Source organism: Chryseobacterium sp. B21-037, from assembly GCF_028570785.1.
In the GTDB taxonomy this organism is placed as follows: domain Bacteria; phylum Bacteroidota; class Bacteroidia; order Flavobacteriales; family Weeksellaceae; genus Chryseobacterium; species Chryseobacterium proteolyticum.
Genome location: NZ_JALGCB010000001.1, coordinates 455,631 through 481,908, shown reverse-complemented (window position 1 = coordinate 481,908; position 26,278 = coordinate 455,631). Strand labels below are relative to the sequence as shown.

The window sequence follows — 26,278 nt, the reverse complement described above, 5'->3', positions numbered from 1 at the left end:
TACGTTAAATTAAGTCGGCAAATATAATGATTTTCTTTATATTTTATGAACTTTCAATAACAGAAATGGTTTATTTTCAGATATATCGACAATATGACTTCCATTTAAGATTTATCAATTTTAAAAGCTTATTTTAATGAAGTTTATAAAGTTTAATTGGTATGAAATTTTCATTATGAGTACAATACACTAAATATCAAAATATTATGAAAATTTTACTTTTTGTGATAGGGATTTTTTCTTCCCTATTTCTTAATTCCCAGACAATTAATCTGGTAGAATTTGCCACCGGGCTCACGAGTCCGGTCGAAATTACAAATGCCAATGATAGCAGGCTTTTCGTAGCACAACAGAACGGAATCATTAAAATTATTCAACCTTCCGGGACTATTAATACGACTAACTTCTTAAACATTAGCAGCAAAGTTTTGTATGGTGGAGAAAGAGGACTTTTAGGATTGGCTTTCCATCCCCAGTATGCAACAAACGGTTATTTCTTTGTATATTACAACAATGCAACCAACGGAAACATTACTGTTGCCAGATATACCGTAAGCAGCACTGATCCGAATGTAGCCGATGCAAGCTCTGAAAAAATAATACTCAATATCCCAAAGCCTTTCGATAATCATAATGGAGGAAGCATTCATTTTGCGCCTGACGGCAAATTATGGGTGGTAACCGGAGACGGAGGTAGCGGTGGAGACCCCAACAATAATGCACAAAACAAAAACTCACTGCTGGGTAAAATGCTACGTCTTGACATTAACTCTACCAATGCTTATAATATACCTCCTGACAATCCATTTGTGGGTATTGACGGAGCAGATGAAATATGGGCATATGGACTTCGGAACGCCTGGAAGTTTTCCTTTGATCTCACCACAGGAAATGCCATGATTGCAGATGTGGGTCAGGGACAGATTGAAGAAATCAACAAAAATCCGATTACCCAGGCCGGAATTAATTATGGATGGAGATGTTATGAAGGAAATACGGCCTATAATACCGGTGGATGCGCAGCCGCTTCAACAATGACTTTTCCGGTTGCCGTATATGACCACTCTGGTGGAAAATGTTCTATAACCGGTGGATATGTTTACCGTGGAACTCTTTATCCGGCACTACAAGGAAAATATTTTTTCGCAGATTATTGCTCCAACCAGATCGGAATGTTGAGCTCTGATAATTCCATAACCTGGACGACATCCTACTCTGGAAATGGTTTCTCAACTTTTGGACAAGATAATCAGAATGGTCTATATGTTGCCGGTGTTAATAGCGGAAAGATTTACAAAATTACAAGCGGAACACTCTCAACACAGGAAAATAATAATTTAGCCAAAATAAGGGTATATCCAAATCCTGCTTCTAAAAAAGTATTCATTGACGGTATTAAAGAACAGAAACTTTCAGTAGAGATCATTAACTCTGAAGGCAGGCTAATGAATCAGCTAAAAATTGGTAATGATAACAGTATTGATATTTCAGGTTTTAGCCCGGGAGTATACTACATCAATTTAAAGTCAGGAGAATTAAAATCCTATAGTCAAAAGCTAATTATTCAATAATGTTAACGAAAGCCTCAATTTTACTACATTGGGGCTTTCTTATAAAAACACGCAGTTCCTAAAGCTAGAAGTGGAATTAAAATCAGCAGCCTCTGAACTAAAGAAAAACGCTCCACTTCATCATCCAGTAATTGACTTGGAACTAACGATACCAATGCAATTGCAAGAGCAGCAAGCAAAATTTCAGGTAAGGATAATTTTTCAGAAACATCGACTGAAACATTGTACCCGGAACTAAGAATCCAATAACCCAGAAACAAAATCATGAAAGGAAATGACCATATCCTGTAAGTGTCATAGGCAATAGCATGAAGTCCTAAGGGAATTAGAATAACAATAGCAAACAATAGCAAAAGATACTTGTTGGCCTTTTCAAACTTCCTGTAAACAACATACATCATAAAGAGAATGGGAATCCCAAAAAATATTGAGCATTTGGAAACAAATACCCTTTGAAAGAAATGCGGACTCTCATCTTGTATATAGTCTGTAAATTTTACAGTATAAGCAGATGCTACAGAATCGGCAACTTTTGCGTTTATAAATTTTAAATGATCCAGATAATTAAAAATCATTTTATGATAGTTTGACCCGCTCATTTCCTGGTAGGCTGACACTCCAAAAGTAACAGCAAGCGGTAATATAAGAAAGAAGCTTATTCTCTTTATTAAATGGGAATTTAAAGTGTCTTTAAAAGAAATTCTTTCTCCACTTACTCCATCCACCACCAAAGCAAAGCAACAGATAGGGAGCATCAGGAAAAATGAAACCTCATGTATAAGAATGCTAATAGAAGCAACTAATGATGCCAGCAGAATCTTTTTCTTCCTGAGAAGCCATATAACTAAAATGGTTAGCAAAAAGATGATATGATCCAGGTACCCTATAAGATGGGCCGTAAATATGATATATTGAGATAAAAAAAAGGTCAGATAAAATACAAGAGTGTAAACATCCCCTTTGTTCCGGATTGTTTCTTTACTAGCCATAAACAACAACAATCCATATAGCAACAATATTATAAAAACAGATAAAACAAATATGTTCTGTTCATTTTTCTCTACAAATAATCCCAAAAAACCTCCGGCAAATCCTCTTTTTATAAACCCGAATCTATAATCGAGCATCCAGTGAGCAACGGACCATTGATTGGGAAACCTTATCGTTTTTAAGACACTAAAAACAAGTGCATATGTATAGATAATAATGAAAAGAACTTTTCTATTCATCTACTAAATAGTCATAGAGAAAATCCTGGTTTCAGGTTTATTTCGCATCATTCTAAGATCAAACACCATGGCTACATTTCTTGTAAACGCTCTTCCCTTTTCTGTAATCCTGATCTGATGATCTCTGATTTCAACCAGTTCATCTCTTTCCATTTCCTTAAGCATCTCCAAAGCATTTTCCAGTTCCGGGAAAGAGTTTTGGATATCCCATGTCGTTTCCAGCTGACACATAAGGTTCAAAATATGTCTTCTTACAATTAAATCTTCATGATTAAGGATATGACCTTTTACCACCGGAATCTCTCCCTCTTCAACCATTTTCTGGTATTCTTCAACCGTTTTTACATTTTGAGCGAAAGCATACCAGGAATCTGAAATTGAAGACATTCCAAGTCCCACCATCAATTGCGTTTTGCTTGAAGTATATCCCATAAAATTCCTATGCAGCTTTTTCTGAATTAAAGACTGATAAAGGTCATCATGCTCCAGGGCAAAATGATCCATCCCAACCTCTATATATCCCAGTTCCTGCAATAAGCTTTTACCATCTTCGTAGAGTTTTCTTTTTTCCTTTCCGCTTGGCAGGTCATTTTCATCAAAACCTCTCTGTCCTACTCCTTTTACCCACGGAACATGCGCATAGGAATAAAAAGCCAGTCTGTCAGGCTTCAGTTCCAGTGTTTTACGGATCGTGTATTCCATTGCATCCCAATGCTGGTGAGGCAGTCCAAAAACCAAATCGTGGCTTATTCCTCCATATCCTATCTCACGGGCTAATTCGGTTACTTCCTTTACTTTTTCAAAAGGCTGTATCCTGTTGATTGCTTTCTGAACTTTCGGATCGTAATCCTGCACGCCGAAACTTACTCTTCGAAAGCCAAGATCATACAAAGTCTGAAGATGCTCTCTTGTTGTATTATTGGGATGTCCTTCAAATGAAAACTCGGGATGTTCTGCAATATCTACCGTAGCAAATATTCCTTCCAGCAATGTCTTTAAATTCTTAGGAGAAAAAAAAGTAGGCGTTCCCCCTCCTAAATGAAGTTCTTTTAATTTAGGTTTTTCATCAAAAAGCTCAAGATAAAGCTTCCACTCTTTTAAAACACTTTCAAGATAAGGTGTCTCAACACTATGCTGTTTTGTAATACGTTTATGACATGCACAGAAAGTACATAATGCTTCACAAAACGGCAAATGGATATAAATAGAAATTCCCTCACCTGAGTTACTTTCATGGAAAGATCTTACCACACTCTCCTTCCATTTTTCAGGAGAAAAGGTGCTTTCGTCCCAATATGGAACAGTAGGATAAGACGTGTAACGTGGTCCGGGAATATTATATTTATCGATTAAAGAGTTCATCTAAAAATTTTAAATTTTTATAAATTGAATAAAATTCACATAAGAATTTCATTCTGCAAAATTAGCTATAACTTATGAATTTTAAATCATGAATTATATTAGGGTTTGTTTTCGAAATTTATAATCAGTCTAAATACCCTTCACAGGCTCTAAATACAAAAAATAAAGCCTTAAAATATTCAATAACCTAATTGTATCCAAAATCACTCAAAGGTATACCGAAGAAAATAATAATGGGTAATAAAACTACAGATATCCTCTATACCAAAAATTTAAAATTTTAATTTCATCAGCTGGATCTTGTCTTTACCCGCAAAGGCAACAGAATTTTGATCAACCCACTCACACACGTATAAGTTTTTTTCATCAGAAATTTTCCTCCAAGTTTTTCCAAAATCTGAAGAATAACTGATATGCTGATCTCCTACTGCTATCATTTCTTTTCCTTTGGATCCCGGTCTAATTTTTACACAGGTAGTATAGCCTGCGTTCGCACCTGACGCCTGAATCTGCCAGGTTTTTCCCCCGTCATTAGTCGTCGCTATGTTATTGATGTTCTCTTTCTGTTTGGTATAATCTCCTCCGACTGCAACTCCAAACCGGTCATCATAAAAATCTATAGAATACATTCCCTGCGATGGCTCACCCTGAATAAATGGTGTAGTAAAAACATCAAACTTCTCCGTTTTAAGATCTAACCTCAGAATTCGGGAAGCTTTACCTCCTGTTGCGATCCACATGTATTTTTTAGTTGAAGCAATGTTTGTATTACTTGCTGCAAAAGCTGCTTCCCCACTGTTTAATGAAATTTCATTCTTTAGCAAATCCCATTTCCCATTTTTAAAAGCAACCAATTTAAGGCGATTACTTAAATCCGAATCACTGAAAGTAAAAGCAAGATGATCATCCACAAAGTGTAAAGCATCATAAAATGCAGTTTTCACCGTATCCTTATACACTGTTTTTGACTGCATATCCTTTTTATCAATTTTAAAGAAATAAGCAGGACTTCCAACATTAATAGCATAAAAATCATTATTGTTCTGAGCCAATGTTCTGAACTCTAACTTCTGATCCGATAATGAAATCTGTTTTTGATTTTTAAAATTTTTAAGATCAACAAAACCAAATTTGGAATCCGTACCCGCATACCAGATTTTATGATCCCAGACCTGGAGCGCTCTTATGCTAATTTTATCATTAAAAATTGTTTCCATGTTTACTTCCTGGGAAAATGTCAATATTCCCAAAAAACAAAATACACATGCTAGAATATTTTTCATAAAAATTTAATTTGGTGAAGACAAAAATAAAAAATCCACAACATTCTGTGGATTTTTTATTTTTATTTTTATTCTTACAAATCTAGATCAGGTTTTTCCAGTGGCTCTTGTTCCGCTTTAAAGGTTTCTCCATATCCTCCGTTTTGTAATTTGGAATTTCTTTTACTATAAAGGAAGTAAATAATAAATCCGATGATCAACCATGCGAAAGAATACATTTTAGCCTCTCTACTTAAATTAAAAATCAGATAAACATTAATTAAAATTCCAAGACAAGCGATTAATGGCAATGCCGGAACTTTAAAGTTTCTCTGCAGATTAGGTTCTTTAACCCTCAACACCCAAACAGCTACACAAACCATAGTGAAAGCAAATAAAGTCCCGAAGCTCGTCATGTGAGCAAGATCATTGATCGGTGTTAAAGAGGCAACTACAGAAATTAAAATTCCCAAGATAATTAAGTTCTTGGTTGGCACTCCTGTTTTTGGATTTACTTTTGAAAAAGTTGCTGGGATCAATCCATCTTTAGACATTCCAAGGAAAATTCTTGATTGTCCCATGATCATTACCATCAATACTGAAATCAATCCAACAGTTGCTGCAATTGTAATGATGTAACCAGCCCAGGCTTGACCAGCAATATCAAATGCATAGGCAACAGGAGCTTTGATCGCATCAGGATATTTCCCTAAAGGATTGAAATCCGTATAATGCATCATACCCGTTAATACAAGAGACACCAATATATATAAAAGTGTACAAATGATCAAAGAAGCAATAATAGCAAAAGGAACATCTTTTTTAGGATTGATTGCCTCTCCTGCCTGAGTCGACACCGCATCGAATCCTACATAAGCAAAGAAAATTGCAGAAGCTCCAGCAACAACCCCTCCTATACCATACGCAGAATGGGAAACCCCATTTTCAGTAATAGTAGTCGCTTCAGGAATGAAAGGAACCCAGTTATCCGTATTGATAAAGAAAATACCGGCAATAATAACAAAAATGATTGCTGATACTTTAAGCATTACAATAAAGTTATTCGCTTTTGCAGCTCCCTTTGTTCCTCTCACCAAAATAGATATAACAAATAATACAATCAAAAATGCAGGTAAGTTCATAGAAAAACCGGAATTTCCGGCTGCCCAATAAGTCTGGGGGTCAGTAGTAAGCCATGTAGGCAAATGCAATCCGAACATTTTAAGGAGTTTTCCAAAATAACCGGACCAGGATACGGCGACCGTCATAGATCCCATTGCATATTCTAAAATCAATCCCCACCCGATAATCCAGGCAAAAATTTCCCCTACTGTTCCATAAGCATAAGCATAAGCCGAACCTTCTACAGGAAGTATGGAAGCAAATTCAGCATAACATAAAGCTGCAAATACACAGGCAATTCCTGCAATTACAAAGGAAAGTGCTAATGCAGGACCTGCATTATAATAAGCTCCTGTCCCGGTAAGTACAAAAATTCCTCCTCCGATAATTGCTCCGATTCCAATAGCTGTAAGACTCCATTTTCCTAAAACGCGTTTCAGCTCACTTTTCTTAATATCAGCTTCATAAGCGCTCATTGGTTTCTTAACCCAAATTTTTGACATATTTTATTGTTTATTTAAGATTTACGAAAGTATAAAAAATTTACAAATACTAACAATTATTGACAAACTTTCATTATTAAATTTATATTTAAGGATATAAAAAACTGATTAACATACCATTCAACTCATTTTTCATCAATATTGAATTTTTGCTTATTTTTGAACACATTTGAACATATGAATCTATATGACCTCTTTGTAAAACCGTATGAAGACTATACAACCTTACAAATTATGCTGGAAAGCGCAGGAACTTTTTTCGGCATCCTCAGTGTCTATTTCTCCATCAAAAAAAATATTTGGGTATACCCCACTGGTATTATTTCGACCCTTATTTATGTTTATATTCTTTTTAACTTCGGATTGCTGGGCGATTGTATGATCAACATCTACTACACTGCTATGAGTGTTTACGGATGGATTTTATGGGCAAAAAATTCAGAAGATAATGTTCATGTGGAAGTTTCATGGGCAACCAAAAAAGAATGGATCTTTGCCAGCATCCTGTTTGCAGTTAGTTTATTACTCGTTACTTTTATATATTATTACAAACCTTACATAGATAATCATTTTTCCATGACAGGTGCTAATTTAGGATTGTATCATCTTGATTGGGTAAATTGGCTTGATGTATTTACCACATCCATATTTTTAGTAGGAATGTGGTTTATGGCCAAACAACGCATTGAGAACTGGATTTTCTGGATCATCGGAGATTTTATTTGCATGCCTATGATGATTTTTAAAGGACTTGGAATCACTTCGGTTCAATATTTGGTATTTACTATAATGGCGATCATAGGATTCGTCAAATGGAAAAAAAGTTATAAAGAAAAAAGAAAGATAAAGTCATGAAAAATTTATTAAAATTAACGTTTAGTTTTTTCACTATAGTTAGTTTAACTTCTTGTTTGGCATATTCTGACGGATATGCTGGTGGTTATGGAGATCCATATTATAATAACGGTTATTATTATGCTCCATCAGGATACTACGGAAGTGGCGGATATTATGGCAATGATGGATATTACTATAGAAATGATATCAATTATTATTACGATAATGGTGCTCCTTATTATTACTATGGGAACAATAATAACAGAAGAAGGGTTTATGTAGAAAGAAGAAGCTCTACAATTACTTCTCAGAGACCTAATAACGGATTGCAAAATACACGTACCAATAACAGTAATTATAACAATAGTAATTACAATAACAATAACGGATATAATAACAGAAACAACGGAAATAGCGGTTTCAGAAATAACAACTCCAATAGTCAGAGTAATCAGGGCAGCGGATATAGAAATGTTCCTCAGCAAAATACTCAAAGACCTCAAAATAACAGCGGTTTCAGAAGTAACAGTTCATCCAACTCTAATAGTCCAATAAATACAAATAACGGAAGTGGATTTAGAAGTAATAATACTCAGCAAGATAACTCTAATCGATCAGGCGGAAGCGGATTCAGAAGATAATCATTCTAAATAATAAAAAACGGGCAGTATTTACTGCCCGTTTTTTATTTTAATATACTAATTTTGTTTGTTTATTTTAATGTAAAGAAAGTATGGAATTTTATAAATATCAAGGCACTGGAAACGATTTCGTAATGGTAGATAACAGAGATCTGCAATTTCCAAAAGACAAAGCAATTATCGAAAAGCTTTGCGACCGACGTTTTGGAATTGGAGCGGATGGTCTTATTCTTTTAGAAAATGATGAAAAGTATGATTTCAAAATGGTGTATTACAATTCCGATGGTGGAGAAAGTACCATGTGTGGAAACGGTGGTAGATGTCTTGTTGCGTTTGCTTTTTTCCTTGATATCTTTGAAGCCAAATGTAAATTTATTGCTATAGATGGAGAACATGAAGCAGAAATCCATAATGGTATCATCAAATTAAAAATGATCGATGTTACCGACATTTCCAATGACGGAGCAGATTCTGTAATGGATACCGGATCTCCACATTATGTAAAATACGTCGAAGATTTGGTTACCTACAATGTTTTTGCAGAAGGAAACGAAATCAGAAATTCAGAAAACTATAAAGAAAAAGGTATCAACGTCAATTTTGTTGAAAAAATTACCGATGATGAAATTTTCGTAAGAACCTATGAACGAGGCGTTGAGGATGAAACATACAGTTGTGGAACAGGAGTTACTGCATCTGCTTTAACCTTTCTACAAAAAAACAATCTAATCTCTGTAAAAGTTAAAACTTTAGGTGGAAACCTTAAAGTGTATGCTGAAAAAAAACGGAAATTCTTTCCAGAATATCTGGTTGGAAGGACCGGCAAAACAAGTTTTTAGAGGTAAGGTTGACTTGGTTTAAAAAAAAAGACAACTTTTAATCAACTATTAAATAATGAAAAAAACTATTCTCATTATCATACTGCTTGTTGTAGCGGTAGCAGGATTTTTTGGGTTAAGATTTTATAATACATATTACGGTAACAACGTAGAAAAAGAAGGATATGTTTTAATCCCTCATGGAGCAAGCTTTAAGCAGGTTCTTGATTCTATCGGACCGTATATACAAAATAAAGAGTCGTTTGAAAGAGTAGCAAAGGATAAGGATCTGGAACAACATCTCAAACCGGGTCGTTACCACATCCAGAATGGAACAGGAAATACGAATATTGTCAATATGATCAAAGCGGGAAACCAGACTGAGAATACCTTTAGAATAGGAGATTTTGGTGATATGTATCAAATGATCGGTAAAGTCACAAAAAAAACGGAGCTGGATTCACTCAGATTTGTAAAAGATTTTAATACCATTGCAACTGAAAAAGGATATACCAGCGCCGAAGACCTGAAAAAGTATTTTTTTATCGATTCATATAACTTTTTCTGGACAGTAAGTCCTAAAGATTTTTTTAAAAGATTTGAGGATCAATATAATGGTTTCTGGACAAGTGAAAGAAAAAACAAAGAACAGCAGTCCGGGCTAACAAGAGATCAGATTTATGCACTTGCCTCTATTGTCTATAAAGAATCCGGTGGAAAAAAAGATGAAATGAAAACTATCGCAGGACTATATTTAAACCGATACAGAAAAGGAATGAAATTACAATCTGATCCTACGGTGATCTATGCTATTAATAAGCAGACAAATTTTAAAGAGCCAATCAAAAGGGTTTTATATAAACATCTGTCTACACCCTCTCCATACAATACATATGCTAATCCCGGTATTCCTCCCGGCCCGATATGTATTGTAGATAAGAACTCTGTAGACGCAATACTTAACGCAGAAAACAACAATTATATATATATGTGCGCTGATCCGGCAAGGTTTGGCTATCACAAATTCACGGCAAGTGCTGAAGAGCATGCAATCAATGCAAAAGCTTATCAAAACTGGCTTAATTCAAAAAATATAAAATAAAAAGCAAATTTAACTTTATTTTAACAATTTCATAATTAACATCCGGCCTTAAAAAGCGACATATCTATTACAAACAATAAATTAATCGTAATATTTTGAAATTTAACCCATTAATAATTTCATAATATTAGGAGTTATCCCTTCACGATTTTACACAAACAATACCTTATGAATCACACGGAAATTATTAACCTTTTTACAAAAAAAACCTTAGGGCTTACTTTTGTTCTTTCGGCGGCAGCATTTGCTTTCGGACAGGAAAAAGCAGCTATATCAGGGACAATTGTTAGTAAAAACAATCAACCTGTTCCTTATGCCTCAGTCACCTTCAGCAATAAAGAAAATAAATTACTGAGTGATGCTGCTCTTACTGATGAAAAAGGACAGTATAAACTTGATCTTGCTCCCGGGAATTACGACATCACCGTTGAAGCAATTGATTACAAAAAAAGTGTAGTTAATAAACAAATTGCAGCTGCGGGAAATATCGGCGCCTTATCCATTGAGCCTGAAAAAAGTGCAACCAACCTTAAAACGGGAGATATACAGGGTGTAACGATTACGGTACAAGCAACAAAGCCCTATAAGGTTGAATTAGATAAAAAAACTTATGATGTAAAAAGTGATTTAACTTCTATTGGTGGAAATTTACAGGATGTATTACAAAACGTACCATCTGTATCCGTAGATCCTGATGGAACTGTAAGCATGAGAGGGAGCTCTAATGTAAGATTTTTGATTAATGGAAAACCGTCAGCATTATTAGGTATTGATGACGGTGCAAATGCCCTGCAAGCAATTCCAGCTGATCAAATTGATAGGATTGAGGTAATTACTAATCCATCAGCAAAATATGATGCTTCAGGTACAGCAGGTATTTTAAACATCATACTTAAAAAAAATAATAAATTAGGATTTAATGGTAGTGTAATTGGAACTTTAGGGTATCTTCCAAAAACAAATCTTAATGTAAATCTTAGTTGGAAGAAAGGTAATTGGAATTGGTTTTTAAATGGCGGCGGCGGATATCAAGAAGGTAAAAATAAAAATAGAAGTACTACAAATTATACTTCAGGAGACCTTCTATCAGCATATCAAAACAGCGAAAATAAAACCAAATCAAATAATTACAATGCAACAGCTGGAGTAGTATATGATATTTCACCCAAGACCTCGATTAATTTAAGTGGAACGATTAGAACGTTTGACAATACCAATGATAATCCTATAAATTACATTGATACAAACAGAAATGGCAGTAGCGTATTTTCAACAAGAAATTCTATTGGAGCTAATACCAACACCGGTATGCAAGGGGACTTTGGAATTGATCATAAATTTGACGATAAAGGTCAAAATATTTCTTTATCCGTAAGCTTACAACGAAATCAATCCAATAATAATTCTGATATTACAGCAACTACCAATGATATTTTTAGCTCTTTTACAAATACAAAAGTGAAGACATTAAATAAATCATTAGTAGGAAAATTAGACTATGAATTGCCCATTGGTGAGCATTCAACATTTAATGCTGGATACAAATTAGATCACAATGATAATGATTATGATTATTTTGCTCAAAATCAATTATCACAAACCCAACCTCCTACTGTAATGGGCCGATTTACAGGATTATCTAATTACACTGAAACATTTAATGCTTTTTATGCACAATTCAAAAGTAAGATGGGAGCATTCAGCTATCAAGTTGGATTAAGAGATGAGATTTCAAATATAAACTTTTCTTATCCATATAGAAATCCGCAAACTCCTGATGTAAATACTGATGTTATTTTAAATAAAAAGAAAAACTATAATAATCTTTTCCCTAGTATTTTCTTAAGCTATGACATAGCCAAAAACAATCAAATCTTATTAAACTATTCCAGAAGAATAGATAGGCCAAGATCATTTTTTATGATTCCTATTCCGTCGCCTAGTGATGTTAGAAACTTGTTTCAAGGAAATCCAGATTTAAACCCTTCATATATTGACTCTTTTGAACTGGGATACAACTTATCAAAAAGTAAAGTAACCATTAACCCAACGTTATATTATAGAAAGGAGAAAGACAACGTACAATTTGCTATCATTCAAAACCTTGCTGATCCTGGTTCATTTACTTCTACTCCATTTAATGTTGGATCAGAAGATCGATATGGTTTAGATTTAAATGGTACTTATGATCCTTTTGCCTGGTGGAAAATAATGGGGAACGTGGACCTATTCGGATATAAAACTAAGGGAGATCTTTTTATAGATGGTAATTTCATCCAGTCTTATGATGGTACTGGATTTTCGAGCAGAGCCAGATTAGCCAATACGTTCAAGTTAGATAAAACATTTAGTATTCAAGTTCAAGGAAATTTCCGAGGCGCACAAAAAAATGCAAGTCAGGAGACAAAATCTATTTACTTTTTTAACTTAGGAGCAACCAAAACTATTTGGAAAGGAAATGGAACAATTGCATTTAATATTCAAGATATATTCAATACTAGAGCAAGACAAGTAACAAATTTTGGACCCAATTATACAAGAGAAATGTACATGCAATGGCAACCAAGACAATTTTCAATCTCTCTTACATACAGATTCAAACAAGGAGAAAAAGTAGAACAACAGAAAAGAAAAAAAGATATTAATTCTAATGCAGGAGGAGACGACGATCAAGGTGGTCCAATGTAATACAAAAAAAATCCCGATTATTAATCGGGATTTTTTTATTTTGCATTTACGGGTACTTTGCTTTTCTCCGCTTCGAAAATTCTTTTTCTTAAATCGCTGGAGGAAAACCGGTGGTCCCTTTTATTATAATAAATTTCTATTCCTTTTTGCTCGCAGTATTTTTTTCCTGTAAAATCACGGTCCATATAATCGTCTCCGATAATTCTTACGTCTATTACAAAAGATTTCAAAATGTCTTCCAGATCTTCTTCTGTATAGTAAGGAATGATTTCATCTACAGCACTCACTGCCTTAAGCTGAATATATCTTTCTACAATGGTCTGAGTAGGCTTATTTTTATTAGGGCGATCATGGGAGGGGTCAATCTGTAAACCTACAATCAGATAATCGCAAACGGTTTTTGCTTCTTCTAACATTTTTATATGTCCTGCATGAAGTAAGTCAAATGAAGAGAATGTAATCCCGATTCTTTCTGTTTTCATATTAGTCTATTTAAAACTTCGCTAAGATAGAAATCTTTTATTCAATTCCTTTCATAGAGAAATATTTTATTAATCATTTATTATAAATTTCTTGAGTTCAGGTATTTTTGCCATTCCCAAACTGTTTTTAATGACTCCTGCAAACTGGTTTCAGCCTTCCACCCCAGCTCACGTTCAGCTTTGTCAGCATTGGCATATGCAACCGTAATATCTCCCTCTCTTCTATCACAGATCTGATAAGCAACCTTTACATCATTTGCCATTTCAAAAGCATTCACCACTTCTAAAACTGAGAATCCTTTTCCGGTTCCTAAATTATAAATATCAATAACGGTATTGGTACTAGAATCTGACATTAATTTTTTTAATGCTGCAACATGAGCCTTAGCAAGATCAACAACATAAATGTAATCGCGGATTGGTGTTCCGTCCTCCGTGTCGTAATCATTCCCCCAAATATTTAATTTTTCACGAATTCCTGCTGCCGTCTGCATCACATAAGGAATAAGATTATTTGGAACTCCAATAGGCAATTCGCCTAATTTACCCGAAGGATGTGCTCCAATAGGATTGAAATATCTTAATAAGGAAATCTTTCTTTTATATGCATTGGCAAAATCTTTAAGGATCTCTTCACCCATTTGTTTAGTTTTACCATAAACACTCTCCGGCATTTTTAATGGGGTATTTTCATCAATGGGCATTACATCCGCCTGCCCGTAAACCGTACACGAAGAACTGAAAATAAAATTAGAGAGATCTCTCTTTTTAAATTCCTGAAGAATATTGATCAGAGAAAATAAATTATTCTCATAATAATCAACAGGTATAACCTGACTTTCGCCAACTGCCTTAGAAGCAGCAAAGTTGATACATCCGTCAATTTGATGAGCATCAAAAACCTGACTTAAAAGCTCCTTTCTTTTTAGATCAAAGGGATAAAAAACAGGTTTCTTTCCGGTAATCTCTTCTATATTATTTAAAATAAATCTTTCAGAGTTAGACAAATCATCTACAATAACAACATCAAAGTTATTATTAAGTAATTCCACTACGGTATGGGAACCTATATATCCAAGACCTCCGGTTACGAGTATTGCCATTTATGTTTATATTTTGATTTTTATTCTTCTTTTTGTCCTATAAATTCAATGTTATCACATTTTACCTCGTTATATCTGTACTTGTTAATTAGTATGATCAGCCATGTTGTAATACAAATAAATCCAAACAACATTACATATTCAAATAAAGGAATATCTTCTTCCATCTTACCAAATTCTTGTATAAACACAGTAGTCAAAACCCCTAAAAACATTACAATAAGAAGTCCGTAAAATAAGTTTAAAAAAAAATAAACTTTTCGATAATTTTAACAAAACCAGGATTAAGCTTATAAAGCTAAATAAAAAGCCAAATGCTAAGATCAACAGCGCAAAATATTTTCCACTGGAAATGCTATCAGACTCACTTTTAAAAAGATTATAAACATCAAAAGTGGCAAAACCAAATATAAAAAGTATACAAAAATTGAATACAATTACAAGAGCATTTAACCACTTATATTTAAATAATCTTTTTTTCATTCTATCTCATAAATTCAAGCACAGCATCCGTAATATACTTCAACTGTTCTTCATCCAATTCTGTATGCATCGGAAGAGAAATCACCTGATCCAATAATTTATCCGTATTTACAAAATCTGCATCATTACTTTCCTGGAAATAAGCTTTTTGCTTTCTTAATGCTACCGGATAATAGATCATCGCAGGAATTTCTTTTTCTGCAAGGAATTTTTGTAACTCATTACGTTTTCCGTTTACTATTCTTAAAGTATACTGATGAAATACGTGGGTTGTGTTTTCGGCTCTTTTTGGTGTTAATATGTTTGGGTTTCCTGCAAAAGCCTCATCGTAATAATCAGCAGCTTTTCTTCTCGCTTCATTATAGGAATCAAGATTAGGAAGTTTTTTCCTTAAAATAGCAGCCTGAATACTGTCTAAGCGAGAGTTCACTCCTACTTCATCATGATAGTACCTTTCATACATTCCATGATTAACAATTCCTCTTAAACGGTGTGCCAGTTCATCGTTATTGGTAAAGATAGCTCCTCCGTCTCCATAGCAACCTAAATTTTTAGAAGGAAAGAATGAAGTGGTACCTACCGTAGACATCGTACCTGCCTGTTTTACAGTTCCATCGGAAAACGTATAGTCTGAACCAATTGCTTGCGCATTGTCTTCAATAACGAATAAGTTATTCTCTTCAGCAATTTTCAGAATTTCTTCCATATTAGCACATTGTCCGAAAATGTGTACGGGAATGATCGCTTTCGTTCTCGGAGTAATTGCTTTTTTAATCTGTTCCGTAGAAATTGTGAATGTATCGTAATCTACATCTACCAAAACAGATTTAAGTTTCAATAAATGAATAACTTCTACAGTAGCTGCAAAAGTAAAATCAGCAGTGATCACCTCATCTCCTTCTTTAAGGTCTAAAGCCATCAAAGCAATCTGTAAAGCATCAGTTCCGTTTGCACAAGGAATAACATGCTTTACGTCTAAATAAGATTCCAATTCATTCTGGAAGGACTTCACTTCTGGGCCGTTTATAAAAGCCGCAGAATCCATTACATTTAATACTGCATTATCTACATCATTCTTTATCTTGTAATACTGACTTTGCAAGTCAACCATCTGAATTTTTTTCATAAATAAATATTTCCGTAAAAATAAGGAATTTAAAATCCATTCAAAAATTTTATTGATTTTGTTTTACCTTTATACAAAATAACTCCATGAAGAAAACTCTACTCTTTTGTTTCTTAACCGGTTACTCTCTGGCTTTTGCACAAACAGCACTGGTATTCGTGTATTTCACTGATAAGCCTAATAAGTCAGCATTTTATGCTAATCCCCTTTCTGAGCTTAGCCAGAAATCATTGAACAGACGCACGGCTTTGGGAATTCCCCTGAATGATCAGGATGCTCCCATTGAGCAATCTTATATTCAGAATATCCAAAACCTTGGTTTTACAGTTACCGATTACTCAAAATGGCTTAACGGAGTAGCCGTAAATGCTACTTCAGCCCAGATTGCAACACTTCAGTCACAACCCTATGTCCAGTCGGTAGAAAGTTTTGCAAGAAATGCTTCTGCAGGGACCAAACAGACCAACCCTAATAAATGGGAAAATTTTGACAATACAAATAAAAACCTGACCACATTTGATTATGGTTCAGGCTCAGAACAAATTGATCAGATCAATCTAAGACCTCTTCATCTTGCAGGCTTTACGGGAAATGGTGTAGCCATCGCAGTTATAGACACCGGATTTCCGACAGTAAACACAGGCTCTGCTTTTGCCAGATTATGGACCAATAATAAAATTAAAGGAGGATTTGATTTTGTCACTAAAACGAATGATATTTATAACCCCTCACTCAATGTCCATGGCTCTGTTGTTTTAGGTGCAATTGGAGGTTATATTCAGGATATATTCGTTGGTTCGGCACCTGATGCTGATTTCTATCTTTACCGCAGCGAAAATTCCCTTGTAGAAATTCCTGAAGAAGAATTATACTGGATTGAAGCAGCAGAGGAAGCTGATAGAAAAGGGGTCGACCTTATTACTACATCTCTGGGATATACCACATTTGATGATACACGATATAATTATCAGTATTCTGATATGAATGGAAGCACATCTTTTATAGCCAGAGCCGCCGGGATTGCAACAACCAAAGGTATTTTTGTATTAATTGCAGCAGGAAACTCGGGACAGCTTCCCTGGCATTACATCAGCACTCCTGCAGATAATCCCCAGGTGTTTACGATAGGCTCAGTAGATTCTTCCGGAATCTCATCCGGATTTTCATCTTTCGGGCCTAATGCGTTGGGTGTAATAAAGCCAGACGGCAGTACAAGAGGTACTGCATCCGCTACTGTTTTCAATAATTCAATAACTTCTGCTACAGGAACCTCAATCGCAACACCAATTGCTGCAGGTGGAGTAGCTTGCTTAATTCAGGCTTTTTCCAATATGAACCGAGATCTGATGAAAAATAAATTACGACAAACGGCCTCATTATATCCTTCCTACACAGATCAGATGGGTTATGGGATTCTTAATTTCGGAAACTTCTATAATGGAACTTTAAACACTTCCGAAGCGGTAAAAAAGCAAAAAGTTACTATATTTCCAAATCCTGTAAAAAGCATTCTAAATGTCGCATCAGAAGCAGATGTTATTTCATTGGAAGTTTATGATAACCTGGGTAGGCTCATCATCCGGAGCAACCATCAAAAGTCGATTAAAGTTGAGCATTTTCCGAAAGGTACTTATTACCTTAAGATTCAGACAAAAGATAAATCTTATTATGAGAAATTTATAAAAGAATAAACAAAGTCCACTCAAATTGAGTGGCTTTGTTATAACGAGATTAATTATAATAGTTTTGAGATCGTTTGCTAAGCTGAGTTCCTACTCGCATTAATATTTCCAAACAATGATCTTGTTACCAGCTTTTCATAAGCTTCTTTGTTCCCTTCTCCTTTCTGGATCTTCATTAAAGCATATTGCTGGATGCTTAACAAAGGCAATACAATCTTTTCACGGATCTTTACAGATTTTCTTGACAATGGATCTTCTTCCTGAAGCATGGTAAATCCGGTAAGTTCAAGCATGATATCTTTTGAAAGGTTATATTCTTCAAAGAGCACATTCCAGAATGCTCCGAATTTCGGATTGTTTTTAATATAGTAAGTAAGCGGGAAATAAGATTTATTCATACTCATCATAGAGTTTAAAACTAAAGTTTTAAAGAAGTCCGAACCTTTGTATAATTCTCTTACTTCTTCAAACCTTCCCTGCTTTTTCATTTCCTCCATTGCAAAACCAAAACCAAAAAATCCCGGCACATTCTGCTTCAGCTGGGACCACGAACCCACAAATGGAATAGCCCTTAGATCTTCGAATTTCAATTCGTTCCCGTTTCCTCGTTTTGATGGACGGCTTCCAATATTCGTTTTACCATAGTATTCCAATGTACTCATTTCCTGCAAGTACGGAACGAACATCGGATGTGCTTTCAGATCAGAATACTTTTTATAACTCATCTCTGCCAGCTCACTGATCAGCTTTCTTTCTTTTTCAGTAAGGTCTTTTTTAGAGTTTTTAAATACATCGTTTTCCACTCCCGCCGTTAATAGTTGCTCAAAATTGTATTTTGCCTGCTCTTTATTTCCAAAAATACTGGTTATAGTCTGTCCCTGAATGGTTAGCTCAATTTTATTATTGGCAATGGTATTTCCCTGAGAAGCATAAAAATCATGGGTCTTGCCCCCTCCTCTGGCCGGAGGTCCTCCCCTTCCATCAAAAAATACGACTTTGATCCCCCTTTGTTCGGAAAGTTTAGTAAGAACTTCTTTAGCCTTGTAAATCTCCCAGTTGGCCTTTAAATACCCACCGTCCTTTGTTCCATCGGAAAAGCCCAGCATAATGGTCTGCTGATTACCTCTTTTTTCAAGATGTTTTTTATAAACCGGATTTTCGTAAAGTTCTTTCATTACCTTTTCAGCATTATCAAGCCCTTCCATGGTTTCAAACAAAGGAACAATGTCCATATTGATATTTTCTTCCTGATAACCGCAAATTTTGAAAAATGCATATACATTCATCACATCTTTCACAGCATCGGAATTGGATATAATATAACGGTTCATTCCTCTCATACCATTCAATTGCTGAATTTCAGCAACTTCTGAAACAGTAAGCAAAGTATCCTTTACAATGCCTTCAAAATCATCAGCCTTAACTGTTTTTAAATCCTGAATTAATCGGTTGAATTTTTCATTATGATCAGCTTCCTTATCTCCATATAATTTTGCAAAAACTTCATCTATAACCTGCTGATGGATCCTGCTGTCCTGACGAATATCTAATGTGGCGAAATGGGTCCCGAAAATTTTAACCCGGTCTTTGAAATTCACGAGAAGATCTAAAAATAATGAGTTATGTTCCCGTATAAGAAAATGTTCTGCTTCATCTGCCCTTTTCAGGATATCTTCAGTGGTAATTTTGTGGTTATTAAAAATAGCCGCATACAATTCATCATTAAGCTGTTGTAAAACTTCCGACACGCCTCTGAAACTTAAACGTCTTCTGATAAATTTTAAATGGCTGTAATAAGATTTTAAAATTGCAGAACGAAGTTCTTCAGCGACTCTTTTGGTAACATCAGCCGTTACAAAAGGGTTACCATCCCGGTCTCCTCCCGGCCAAAAACCAAGCTGTATGATATCTTCATGCAAATGAAAATGTCCGTTTCCGAATGTTTTTCTGATCTTGGTAAACAATTCACCAATGGTATCGTAATACACATAGCGTAAATAGGAAATGATACTCAATGCCTCATCAATAGGAGTCGGTTTTTCTTTATTAACAAAAGGAGTTTTTCCCAGCTGCTGAAGAAGCATATCAATATTGGTAACAGAATCAGTGGTAATCGCTGACCTTAAATCCTGAATGATCCTCTGTACAGAACTTGGATAAAATTGTGTAGGGTGAGCGGTGAACACAACCTTTACTGTAAAATCCCTCAACTTTTCACGAACTTTTTCAAGTTTATGATCCTGCTGGGAGCGCTCAAAAAGATTGGTTACCGTTCCATTATCGCTCTCCGAATGTAGATTCGGAAAGGCAGCATCTTCAATACTGTCAAATAAAACTACCTGCCTTTCGATATATTGTATGATTTTAAAAAGCAATTCCAGTTTCTGTTCCTCAGTATGCAGGTCGGTATGGCTTTTAAAAAACTCCTCTACGATTTCTTCAGGGGTCTTTCCGGCCTCGTAACCGTTTTTGCTTTCTTCGTATAAAAATGGGAGTAACATCCCGATATTGGTCATTTTATCATAAGGCAAACTCATAAATAATGAATTGTAGATCTGGAATTTATTTTCTACAATCTGCCTGAATTTCTCTGCGCGTTGGTCATGTATCATATAACAAATGTAAGCGATTTTGAAATTAATTTAATTGACAAATGACAAAAATTAAGACCAAAATGCAAAAAAATAATATTAATTTTATAAATACTTTTGCAGAATAAACACATAAATTAACCATGAACTATCTTTGGAAAAGATTCAACTAAATTATTCTTATTTTTTTTAATTATTATTTCTTTATTAGGAACATTTTACAAACACATTTCTTTTGGTTGGGGATTGGGAGATCTAATAGGATATGCTATTTTATACTTAACAACAATTATCCATTTAATTTTTACTTTAATTTTTAGAAAAAAAAGCAATTCATTTCATGCTATTCTCACTTTGATTTTTTTAATTCAAACTATTATAATTGTTTTAAAAGCTACTATTTGGCGCGGTTCTGAATATCCTTGGAACGGAAATGTTTTTTTATGAATCTCGTGTAAATTGAGTTTAAAATGTATATTCGCAAAAAATTTAACCAGAAATGAAATTCGGAATTATTTTTTATGCAATTTTAGGAAGTTTAGCTTTATTCATAGGTATTTATTTACTACAATATTTTATTCCTCTTTCTATTATTTTTTTCATTGCTTCATTCATCAATGGCGTTTTCATTTATAAAGAATATTCTTTTCATAAAAGTGATAAAATTGAATATGATGAAAATTCAGTTCCTGATGAAATTATAATCAAATATTCGCGTTCGGGTAGAATTATTGCTATTGCCACTTACGGTATATTTGTGATTCTAGGTTTGTTTTTTCTTTTAGGTTTTAAATTCAAATTTAACGGAGCTGCAATATTTATATTATGTATACTTCTTGGATTTACTGGCTATTTTATGTTCAAAATAATTTCAGAGATCAAAAAAATATCACAAATTATCATTTCTATTAATGGAAAAGGGATTCAGGTAAAAAATAATACTAGGTATTTGTGGAGTGAAATTCAACTTGAAAAGATTATTGTAAAGCGTTTGGTGAGCCGTGAATCTAAACATGATTATAAGCCTGAAATAAATTATTTATACTTTTTCCACAACAATGAAAAAATAGAAATCAACATTGATGATTTTGATATTACAGATGGTCAGCTTGCACAAGTTTTGAAAATATTCAGAGGTCGTTTTAATAATTCAAGTATAGTATAGTTTTGATTACCAAATATTAATACCTAAATTTACTCTTCACACTATCCATCATCCATGAAAAAAATATTTACTTTTTTACTCGTAGCCCTTCTCTTCATCTCATGTGAAAAAGATTGTTATAATGCTCCTATGCCGATCCTTTTTAAGTTTGTGGATTCTAATGATGAAAATCTTATTGCCAATGGAACATTGACAACTTATTCAGTTCAGGACGAAGATAACAATAGCGTACAACTATCCAAAACATCTGACAATATGATCATTGTAGAAAATGTAGGTGCTTATAATGGAACAAAAAAGTATAAATTCTTTTCTAATATTAAAGACTTAGATTTTTCAATACAGTCATCAGAATTTAATGGAGGGTGTGATGGCTATCAAATCAATAAATTAACGTTTACAGGTATAGATATTGATGTGACTGCTGAAAAAGGATATTATAAAATTGTATTGGAATAATTCTCTTTCTTAAATTTGCACCGGAAACACATTCTCTATGAAAGTAATCATCGCATTTTCCCTGATTCTCTCCAATCTGCTTTACAGCCAGATCAAGGTTCCTGATGATTATAAAAAAATTCCTGATATTCTCGATACGGTAGAATACCTTTACCCGTTCATTGTTCCTGATAAAGACTATGCTTACTGGCGCGTTCTGAGCAATGATATGGACTATGAAAAATCAGTACTCTATGAAAGCCAGGCTCCTGACTTTATGACCATCAATGAACCTGTTCCTGAAAAAGGTTTTTTCCAGAAATGTATTGGGAACAACTGCTTTTCATATATTCTTGCGTGCAAAAACGAAAGGTCTGTTTATTTTTCCAATGAACAGCAACTGAGAGATTTTCTCGGAACAGTAGACAATCTTCCGGAGGCTATTTTACTGGCAAAAACGTATGGGTATTCTGTGGATACAAGTAACCGATTTACCGGATCATATAAAATAGAAGAAAAATACGTTTCCTTATTTGGTTTAAAATCTAAAGCCTGTCCCGCTACAAAAGAATCTTTTCTTATAAAAATTAATAGAAAAACAGGAAGACTCGAAGCAAAAAGTAATGGAGTGTATTATAAAAGTAATGACTGCAATACCCAATAAAAAAACTACTCTTGAGAGTAGTTTTTTCACAAGATTAAATATTAACAGCTCCCTGTCCGGACGCAATCAGATAGGCTTCCTTCAATGTCTCTGAGTACGTAGGATGTGCATAGGAAATACGGAACATGTCCTCTGCTGTCACTTCATATTCCTGGGCTATAACCCCCTGGGCAATTAAATCCGCAGCCCTTGCTCCAATAATGTGAACTCCTAAGATCTCACCATATTTAGGATCTACCAGTACTTTTGCAAAACCTTCCGTATCCATCGATGCTCTTGCCCTGGCACTGGCCGAGAAAGGAAACGATCCTGACCTGTATTCGATCTGATTTTTTTTAAGATATTCTTCTGTAAATCCAACAGATGCCACTTCCGGCCAGGTATACACCACTGAAGGAATACGGTCATAATGGATATGGCGATTCTGGCCATTGATTGTTTCTGCAACAAGAACCCCTTCTTCCTCCGCTTTGTGTGCCAACATTGCACCACCGATAACATCACCTATTGCATAAATCGTAGAAACTGCTGTGCGGCATTTTTCATCTACTTCAATAAAACCACGGTTATTAATCTGCACCCCTGTATTTTCAAGTCCTAACCCTTCTGTATAAGGTCTTCTTCCCACCGCCATCAATACATAATCTCCTTCCAGCTCATTTTCTTTTCCGCCTTGATCACGAAAAAAAACTTTTGCTGAAGCTCCCAAATTTTCCGCTTTATAAACAGACTGGTTAAGATGTATTTCAATTCCTTCTTTTTTAAGAATCTTTTGAAGGCTCCTGCCCAACCCGTGATCCATTGTGGAAATAAGATGATCCGCGTATTCAAGAATGGTAACCTTAGTCCCTATTCTGCTAAAAATAGAGGCCATTTCAACACCGATTACCCCACCACCGATGATTATCATCGTTTTAGGCTTTTCCTGAAGAGAAAGAGCTTCGGTAGAAGTGATTATTCTTTTCTTATCAATTTCAATCCCGGAAATAGTTGAAGGCTTGGAACCTGTTGCAATGATGTAATGTTTAGCCACAGCAGTTTGTTCACCTTCCTTTCCGCTGATCTGTATAGTGGAATCATTAATAAATCGGGCCATTCCCTGAATATGGGTGATTTTATTTTTATTCATTAAAAATTCAAGTCCGGAAGTATTTTTAGTTACGACCTCCGATTTCCTTTTATACATCTGGCTAAAATCAAGATTAATTTCATTGAGCATAATTCCATGGCTCCCAAACCCGTGCTGTGCTTCTGCGTAGTGATGGGTACTATCCAGTAATGCTTTTGTAGGAATACAGCCAACGTTTGTACATGTACCTCCCAATGTTGTATATTTTTCTATGATTACAGTTTTATAACCCAGTTGTGCACTTCTGATTGCAGCTACATATCCACCAGGGCCAGAGCCTATTACAGCAACGTCATAATTTTCCATTGATTTATTAATTTATTTATAATTAAATTTGCTTGCAAAATAAAAGTAAAATTAAATAAAAACTTTCATTTTGCAAGTGTTTTTTTTTTTTCAATTAAAATTATGAGTAAAAAAAGATCCGACTGCCCTATCAGCTCTTCCCTTGAAATATGGGGAGATAAATGGTCCCTGCTTATCATCCGTGACCTTATGCTTCATAAAGAATGTACTTACGGAGCTTTTTTGAAAGCAGAGGAAAAAATAGCCACCAATATATTAGCCTCGAGGTTACAACATTTACTGGAAAACGGTATTATTGATAAAAAAGATCATCCTGAAAATAAATTAAAAGTCATTTATTCTCTCACTGAGAAAGGAATTGACCTCGTCCCTATCATCGTAGAGATCAATCTTTGGGGTGATAAATATTTATCAACACCTCCTGATAAAGTAGAGATGCTGAAAAGAATAAAAAAAGATAAAGAAAAGTTTATAGAAACTGCCAAAGCGTACCTGAAGGGAAAATGATACAATTCCCATACACTAATAGTTTTCATAAAACAGAATCATAATAATTTTAAAACTCCATTAACTCAGTTTTCACTTTGTATTCCGTAAATTTGAGTAAAATAAATTTACACTAATGCTCAATTTCGAATTTAAAAATCCAACCAAAATACTTTTTGGAAAAGGTGAAATCGCTAAAATTTCAAAAGAAATTCCTGCTGATGCCAAAATATTAATGATTTACGGAGGTGGAAGCATTAAAAGTAACGGCGTTTATGATCAGGTAAAAGAAGCTTTAAAAGATTATGAAGTGCATGAATTCGGGGGTGTTCCAGCTAATCCGGAATACGAGGTACTTATCAATGCACTGCAGGTGATCAAAGAGAAAGGAATTACTTTTCTCCTGGCAGTAGGTGGCGGTTCGGTTATTGACGGAACGAAATTTCTTTCCGCGGCAGCCAACTACCATAGTGAGCCTTGGGAAATCCTCACCAAACCGGTAAGAACCTTTGAAGGAGAAGGGATGCCTTTCGGAAGTATTCTGACTCTTCCTGCAACAGGTTCCGAAATGAACTCAGGATATGTTATTTCAAGAAGAGAAACTAACGAAAAATTATCCACAGGAGGTCCCGGTCTTTTCCCGCAATTTTCAGTTTTAGATCCGGAGGTTGTACGATCGATCCCTAAAAGACAAATCGTTAATGGAATTACTGATGCATACACGCACGTTCTTGAACAATATATGACGGCTCCATCTTCTGCAGACCTGCAGGAAAGAATTGCAGAAAGTATTTTGATCAGTCTTCAGGAAACGGCTCCAAAAGTAATGGCCGACAATTTTGATTATGATGCTGCCGGAAATTTTATGTGGTGCTGTACCATGGCTTTGAATGGTCTGATCCAGAAAGGAGTGATTACAGACTGGGCCGTTCATGCTATGGGTCATGAATTAACAGCTTATTATGGCATTGATCACGCGAGAACTTTAGCCATCATTGCCCCTTCTCATTACCGATATAATTTTGATTCCAAAAAAGGAAAACTGGCACAATATGCTGAAAGAGTTTGGGGAATTAAAGAAGGAAGTATTGAGGAAAAAGCAGAAGCCGGTATTAAGAAGCTGGAAGAATTTTTCCACAGCTTAGATGTCCAGACTAAACTCTCAGAATATACCCAAGAATTTAAAGGTACTGCTGAAAGAGTGGAAAAAGCTTTTACAGACAGGAACTGGCTAGGTCTGGGAGAATACAAAAAGTTAACTCCTCAGGATGCTTATAAGATCGTAGAAATGAGTTACTAAACAGATTTGATGCTGGAAGTCAGATAATGGAAGTTATTTGAATGATCAATTCCTTCATTTTAAAATATATAAATTCTAATCGTTTCTGACTTCCAACTTTTAATACAAAATTATTTTATTTGTAAACATTTGTTTAAAAAACCTTAATTTCATTATCTATATTTCAAATTTATTTATATTTTAGCATA

At 34.7% G+C, this 26,278-nt stretch carries 20 protein-coding genes and 1 pseudogene; 12 read left to right on the top strand and 9 right to left on the bottom strand.

The genetic code is table 11. The annotated features are described in order from the left end of the window. The first annotated feature begins 206 nt into the window (after positions 1–206). Positions 207–1,571, top strand: a complete 1,365-nt coding sequence (locus MTQ00_RS02145) for a PQQ-dependent sugar dehydrogenase (RefSeq protein WP_273647545.1) — start codon at positions 207–209, stop codon at positions 1,569–1,571. Between the two features lie 23 nt (positions 1,572–1,594). Here the strand turns inward: MTQ00_RS02145 and MTQ00_RS02140 are convergent, their stop codons facing one another. The 4 genes from MTQ00_RS02140 to MTQ00_RS02125 all read right to left on the bottom strand — a co-directional run bounded on the left by MTQ00_RS02140 (position 1,595) and on the right by MTQ00_RS02125 (position 7,049). Continuing rightward, a complete protein-coding gene (locus MTQ00_RS02140) occupies positions 1,595–2,800 on the bottom strand; it encodes a hypothetical protein (RefSeq protein WP_273647544.1) in 1,206 nt (401 codons plus the stop codon). A gap of 3 nt (positions 2,801–2,803) precedes the next feature. Continuing rightward, a complete protein-coding gene (gene hemN / locus MTQ00_RS02135) occupies positions 2,804–4,162 on the bottom strand; it encodes an oxygen-independent coproporphyrinogen III oxidase (RefSeq protein WP_273647543.1) in 1,359 nt (452 codons plus the stop codon). A 272-nt stretch (positions 4,163–4,434) separates the two neighbouring features. Further along, on the bottom strand, positions 4,435–5,445 hold the full coding sequence (locus MTQ00_RS02130) for a glycosyl hydrolase (RefSeq protein WP_273647542.1): 1,011 nt from the start codon (positions 5,443–5,445) through the stop codon (positions 4,435–4,437). Positions 5,446–5,519: 74 nt separating this feature from the next. Further along, on the bottom strand, positions 5,520–7,049 hold the full coding sequence (locus MTQ00_RS02125) for an APC family permease (RefSeq protein ID WP_273647541.1): 1,530 nt from the start codon (positions 7,047–7,049) through the stop codon (positions 5,520–5,522). 177 nt (positions 7,050–7,226) lie between these two features. On the opposite strand from MTQ00_RS02125, the gene pnuC reads away from it, so the two are divergent. The 5 genes and pseudogenes from pnuC to MTQ00_RS02100 all read left to right on the top strand — a co-directional run bounded on the left by pnuC (position 7,227) and on the right by MTQ00_RS02100 (position 13,135). Then, positions 7,227–7,904: a nicotinamide riboside transporter PnuC gene (pnuC, locus tag MTQ00_RS02120; protein ID WP_273647540.1), complete on the top strand. Its 678-nt coding sequence runs from the start codon at positions 7,227–7,229 to the stop codon at positions 7,902–7,904. Then, positions 7,901–8,527: a hypothetical protein gene (locus MTQ00_RS02115; RefSeq protein ID WP_273647539.1), complete on the top strand. Its 627-nt coding sequence runs from the start codon at positions 7,901–7,903 to the stop codon at positions 8,525–8,527. Before pnuC ends, MTQ00_RS02115 begins: the two co-directional genes overlap by 4 nt. Positions 8,528–8,619: 92 nt before the next feature. Beyond that, a pseudogene (dapF, locus tag MTQ00_RS02110) lies at positions 8,620–9,388 on the top strand (diaminopimelate epimerase). 33 nt (positions 9,389–9,421) lie between these two features. Further along, a complete protein-coding gene (mltG, locus tag MTQ00_RS02105) occupies positions 9,422–10,447 on the top strand; it encodes an endolytic transglycosylase MltG (protein WP_273647538.1) in 1,026 nt (341 codons plus the stop codon). A 168-nt stretch (positions 10,448–10,615) separates the two neighbouring features. Beyond that, positions 10,616–13,135 carry a TonB-dependent receptor domain-containing protein gene (locus MTQ00_RS02100; protein WP_273647537.1) on the top strand — a complete coding sequence of 840 codons (2,520 nt, stop codon included), beginning with the start codon at positions 10,616–10,618 and terminating at the stop codon, positions 13,133–13,135. 35 nt (positions 13,136–13,170) lie between these two features. Here MTQ00_RS02100 and MTQ00_RS02095 read toward each other — a convergent pair whose 3' ends face one another. The 3 genes from MTQ00_RS02095 to MTQ00_RS02085 all read right to left on the bottom strand — a co-directional run bounded on the left by MTQ00_RS02095 (position 13,171) and on the right by MTQ00_RS02085 (position 16,329). Further along, on the bottom strand, positions 13,171–13,617 hold the full coding sequence (locus MTQ00_RS02095; RefSeq protein WP_273647536.1) for an adenylyltransferase/cytidyltransferase family protein: 447 nt from the start codon (positions 13,615–13,617) through the stop codon (positions 13,171–13,173). 80 nt (positions 13,618–13,697) lie between these two features. Continuing rightward, positions 13,698–14,720: a UDP-glucose 4-epimerase GalE gene (galE, locus tag MTQ00_RS02090; protein WP_273647535.1), complete on the bottom strand. Its 1,023-nt coding sequence runs from the start codon at positions 14,718–14,720 to the stop codon at positions 13,698–13,700. Positions 14,721–15,204: 484 nt separating this feature from the next. Next, complete coding sequence (locus MTQ00_RS02085; RefSeq protein WP_273647534.1) at positions 15,205–16,329, bottom strand: DegT/DnrJ/EryC1/StrS family aminotransferase; 1,125 nt, start codon at positions 16,327–16,329, stop codon at positions 15,205–15,207. Positions 16,330–16,415: 86 nt separating this feature from the next. Between MTQ00_RS02085 and MTQ00_RS02080 the strand changes: the two genes are divergently transcribed. Beyond that, entirely contained in the window at positions 16,416–18,020 is a 1,605-nt protein-coding gene (locus MTQ00_RS02080; RefSeq protein WP_273647533.1) for a S8/S53 family peptidase, read from the top strand. A gap of 68 nt (positions 18,021–18,088) precedes the next feature. On the opposite strand, the gene MTQ00_RS02075 is transcribed toward MTQ00_RS02080, so the two are convergent. Beyond that, the gene (locus tag MTQ00_RS02075) at positions 18,089–20,623 is read right to left on the bottom strand and encodes a phosphoenolpyruvate carboxylase (RefSeq protein WP_273647532.1); all 2,535 of its coding nucleotides are present in this window, start codon (positions 20,621–20,623) and stop codon (positions 18,089–18,091) included. A 478-nt stretch (positions 20,624–21,101) separates the two neighbouring features. On the opposite strand from MTQ00_RS02075, the gene MTQ00_RS02070 reads away from it, so the two are divergent. The 3 genes from MTQ00_RS02070 to MTQ00_RS02060 are packed head-to-tail and all read left to right on the top strand — an operon-like array spanning position 21,102 to position 22,869. Further along, entirely contained in the window at positions 21,102–21,767 is a 666-nt protein-coding gene (locus tag MTQ00_RS02070) for a hypothetical protein (RefSeq protein WP_273647531.1), read from the top strand. A 54-nt stretch (positions 21,768–21,821) separates the two neighbouring features. Continuing rightward, complete coding sequence (locus tag MTQ00_RS02065; protein WP_273647530.1) at positions 21,822–22,226, top strand: hypothetical protein; 405 nt, start codon at positions 21,822–21,824, stop codon at positions 22,224–22,226. 37 nt (positions 22,227–22,263) lie between these two features. Continuing rightward, positions 22,264–22,869 carry a hypothetical protein gene (locus MTQ00_RS02060; protein ID WP_273647529.1) on the top strand — a complete coding sequence of 202 codons (606 nt, stop codon included), beginning with the start codon at positions 22,264–22,266 and terminating at the stop codon, positions 22,867–22,869. A gap of 34 nt (positions 22,870–22,903) precedes the next feature. On the opposite strand, the gene lpdA is transcribed toward MTQ00_RS02060, so the two are convergent. Next, positions 22,904–24,304 carry a dihydrolipoyl dehydrogenase gene (lpdA, locus tag MTQ00_RS02055; protein WP_273647528.1) on the bottom strand — a complete coding sequence of 467 codons (1,401 nt, stop codon included), beginning with the start codon at positions 24,302–24,304 and terminating at the stop codon, positions 22,904–22,906. A 102-nt stretch (positions 24,305–24,406) separates the two neighbouring features. Between lpdA and MTQ00_RS02050 the strand changes: the two genes are divergently transcribed. Both MTQ00_RS02050 and MTQ00_RS02045 read left to right on the top strand, forming a co-directional pair. Next, positions 24,407–24,811: a winged helix-turn-helix transcriptional regulator gene (locus MTQ00_RS02050; protein ID WP_273647527.1), complete on the top strand. Its 405-nt coding sequence runs from the start codon at positions 24,407–24,409 to the stop codon at positions 24,809–24,811. Between the two features lie 115 nt (positions 24,812–24,926). Next, positions 24,927–26,090, top strand: a complete 1,164-nt coding sequence (locus tag MTQ00_RS02045) for an iron-containing alcohol dehydrogenase (protein ID WP_273647526.1) — start codon at positions 24,927–24,929, stop codon at positions 26,088–26,090. The last annotated feature ends 188 nt before the right edge of the window (positions 26,091–26,278 follow it).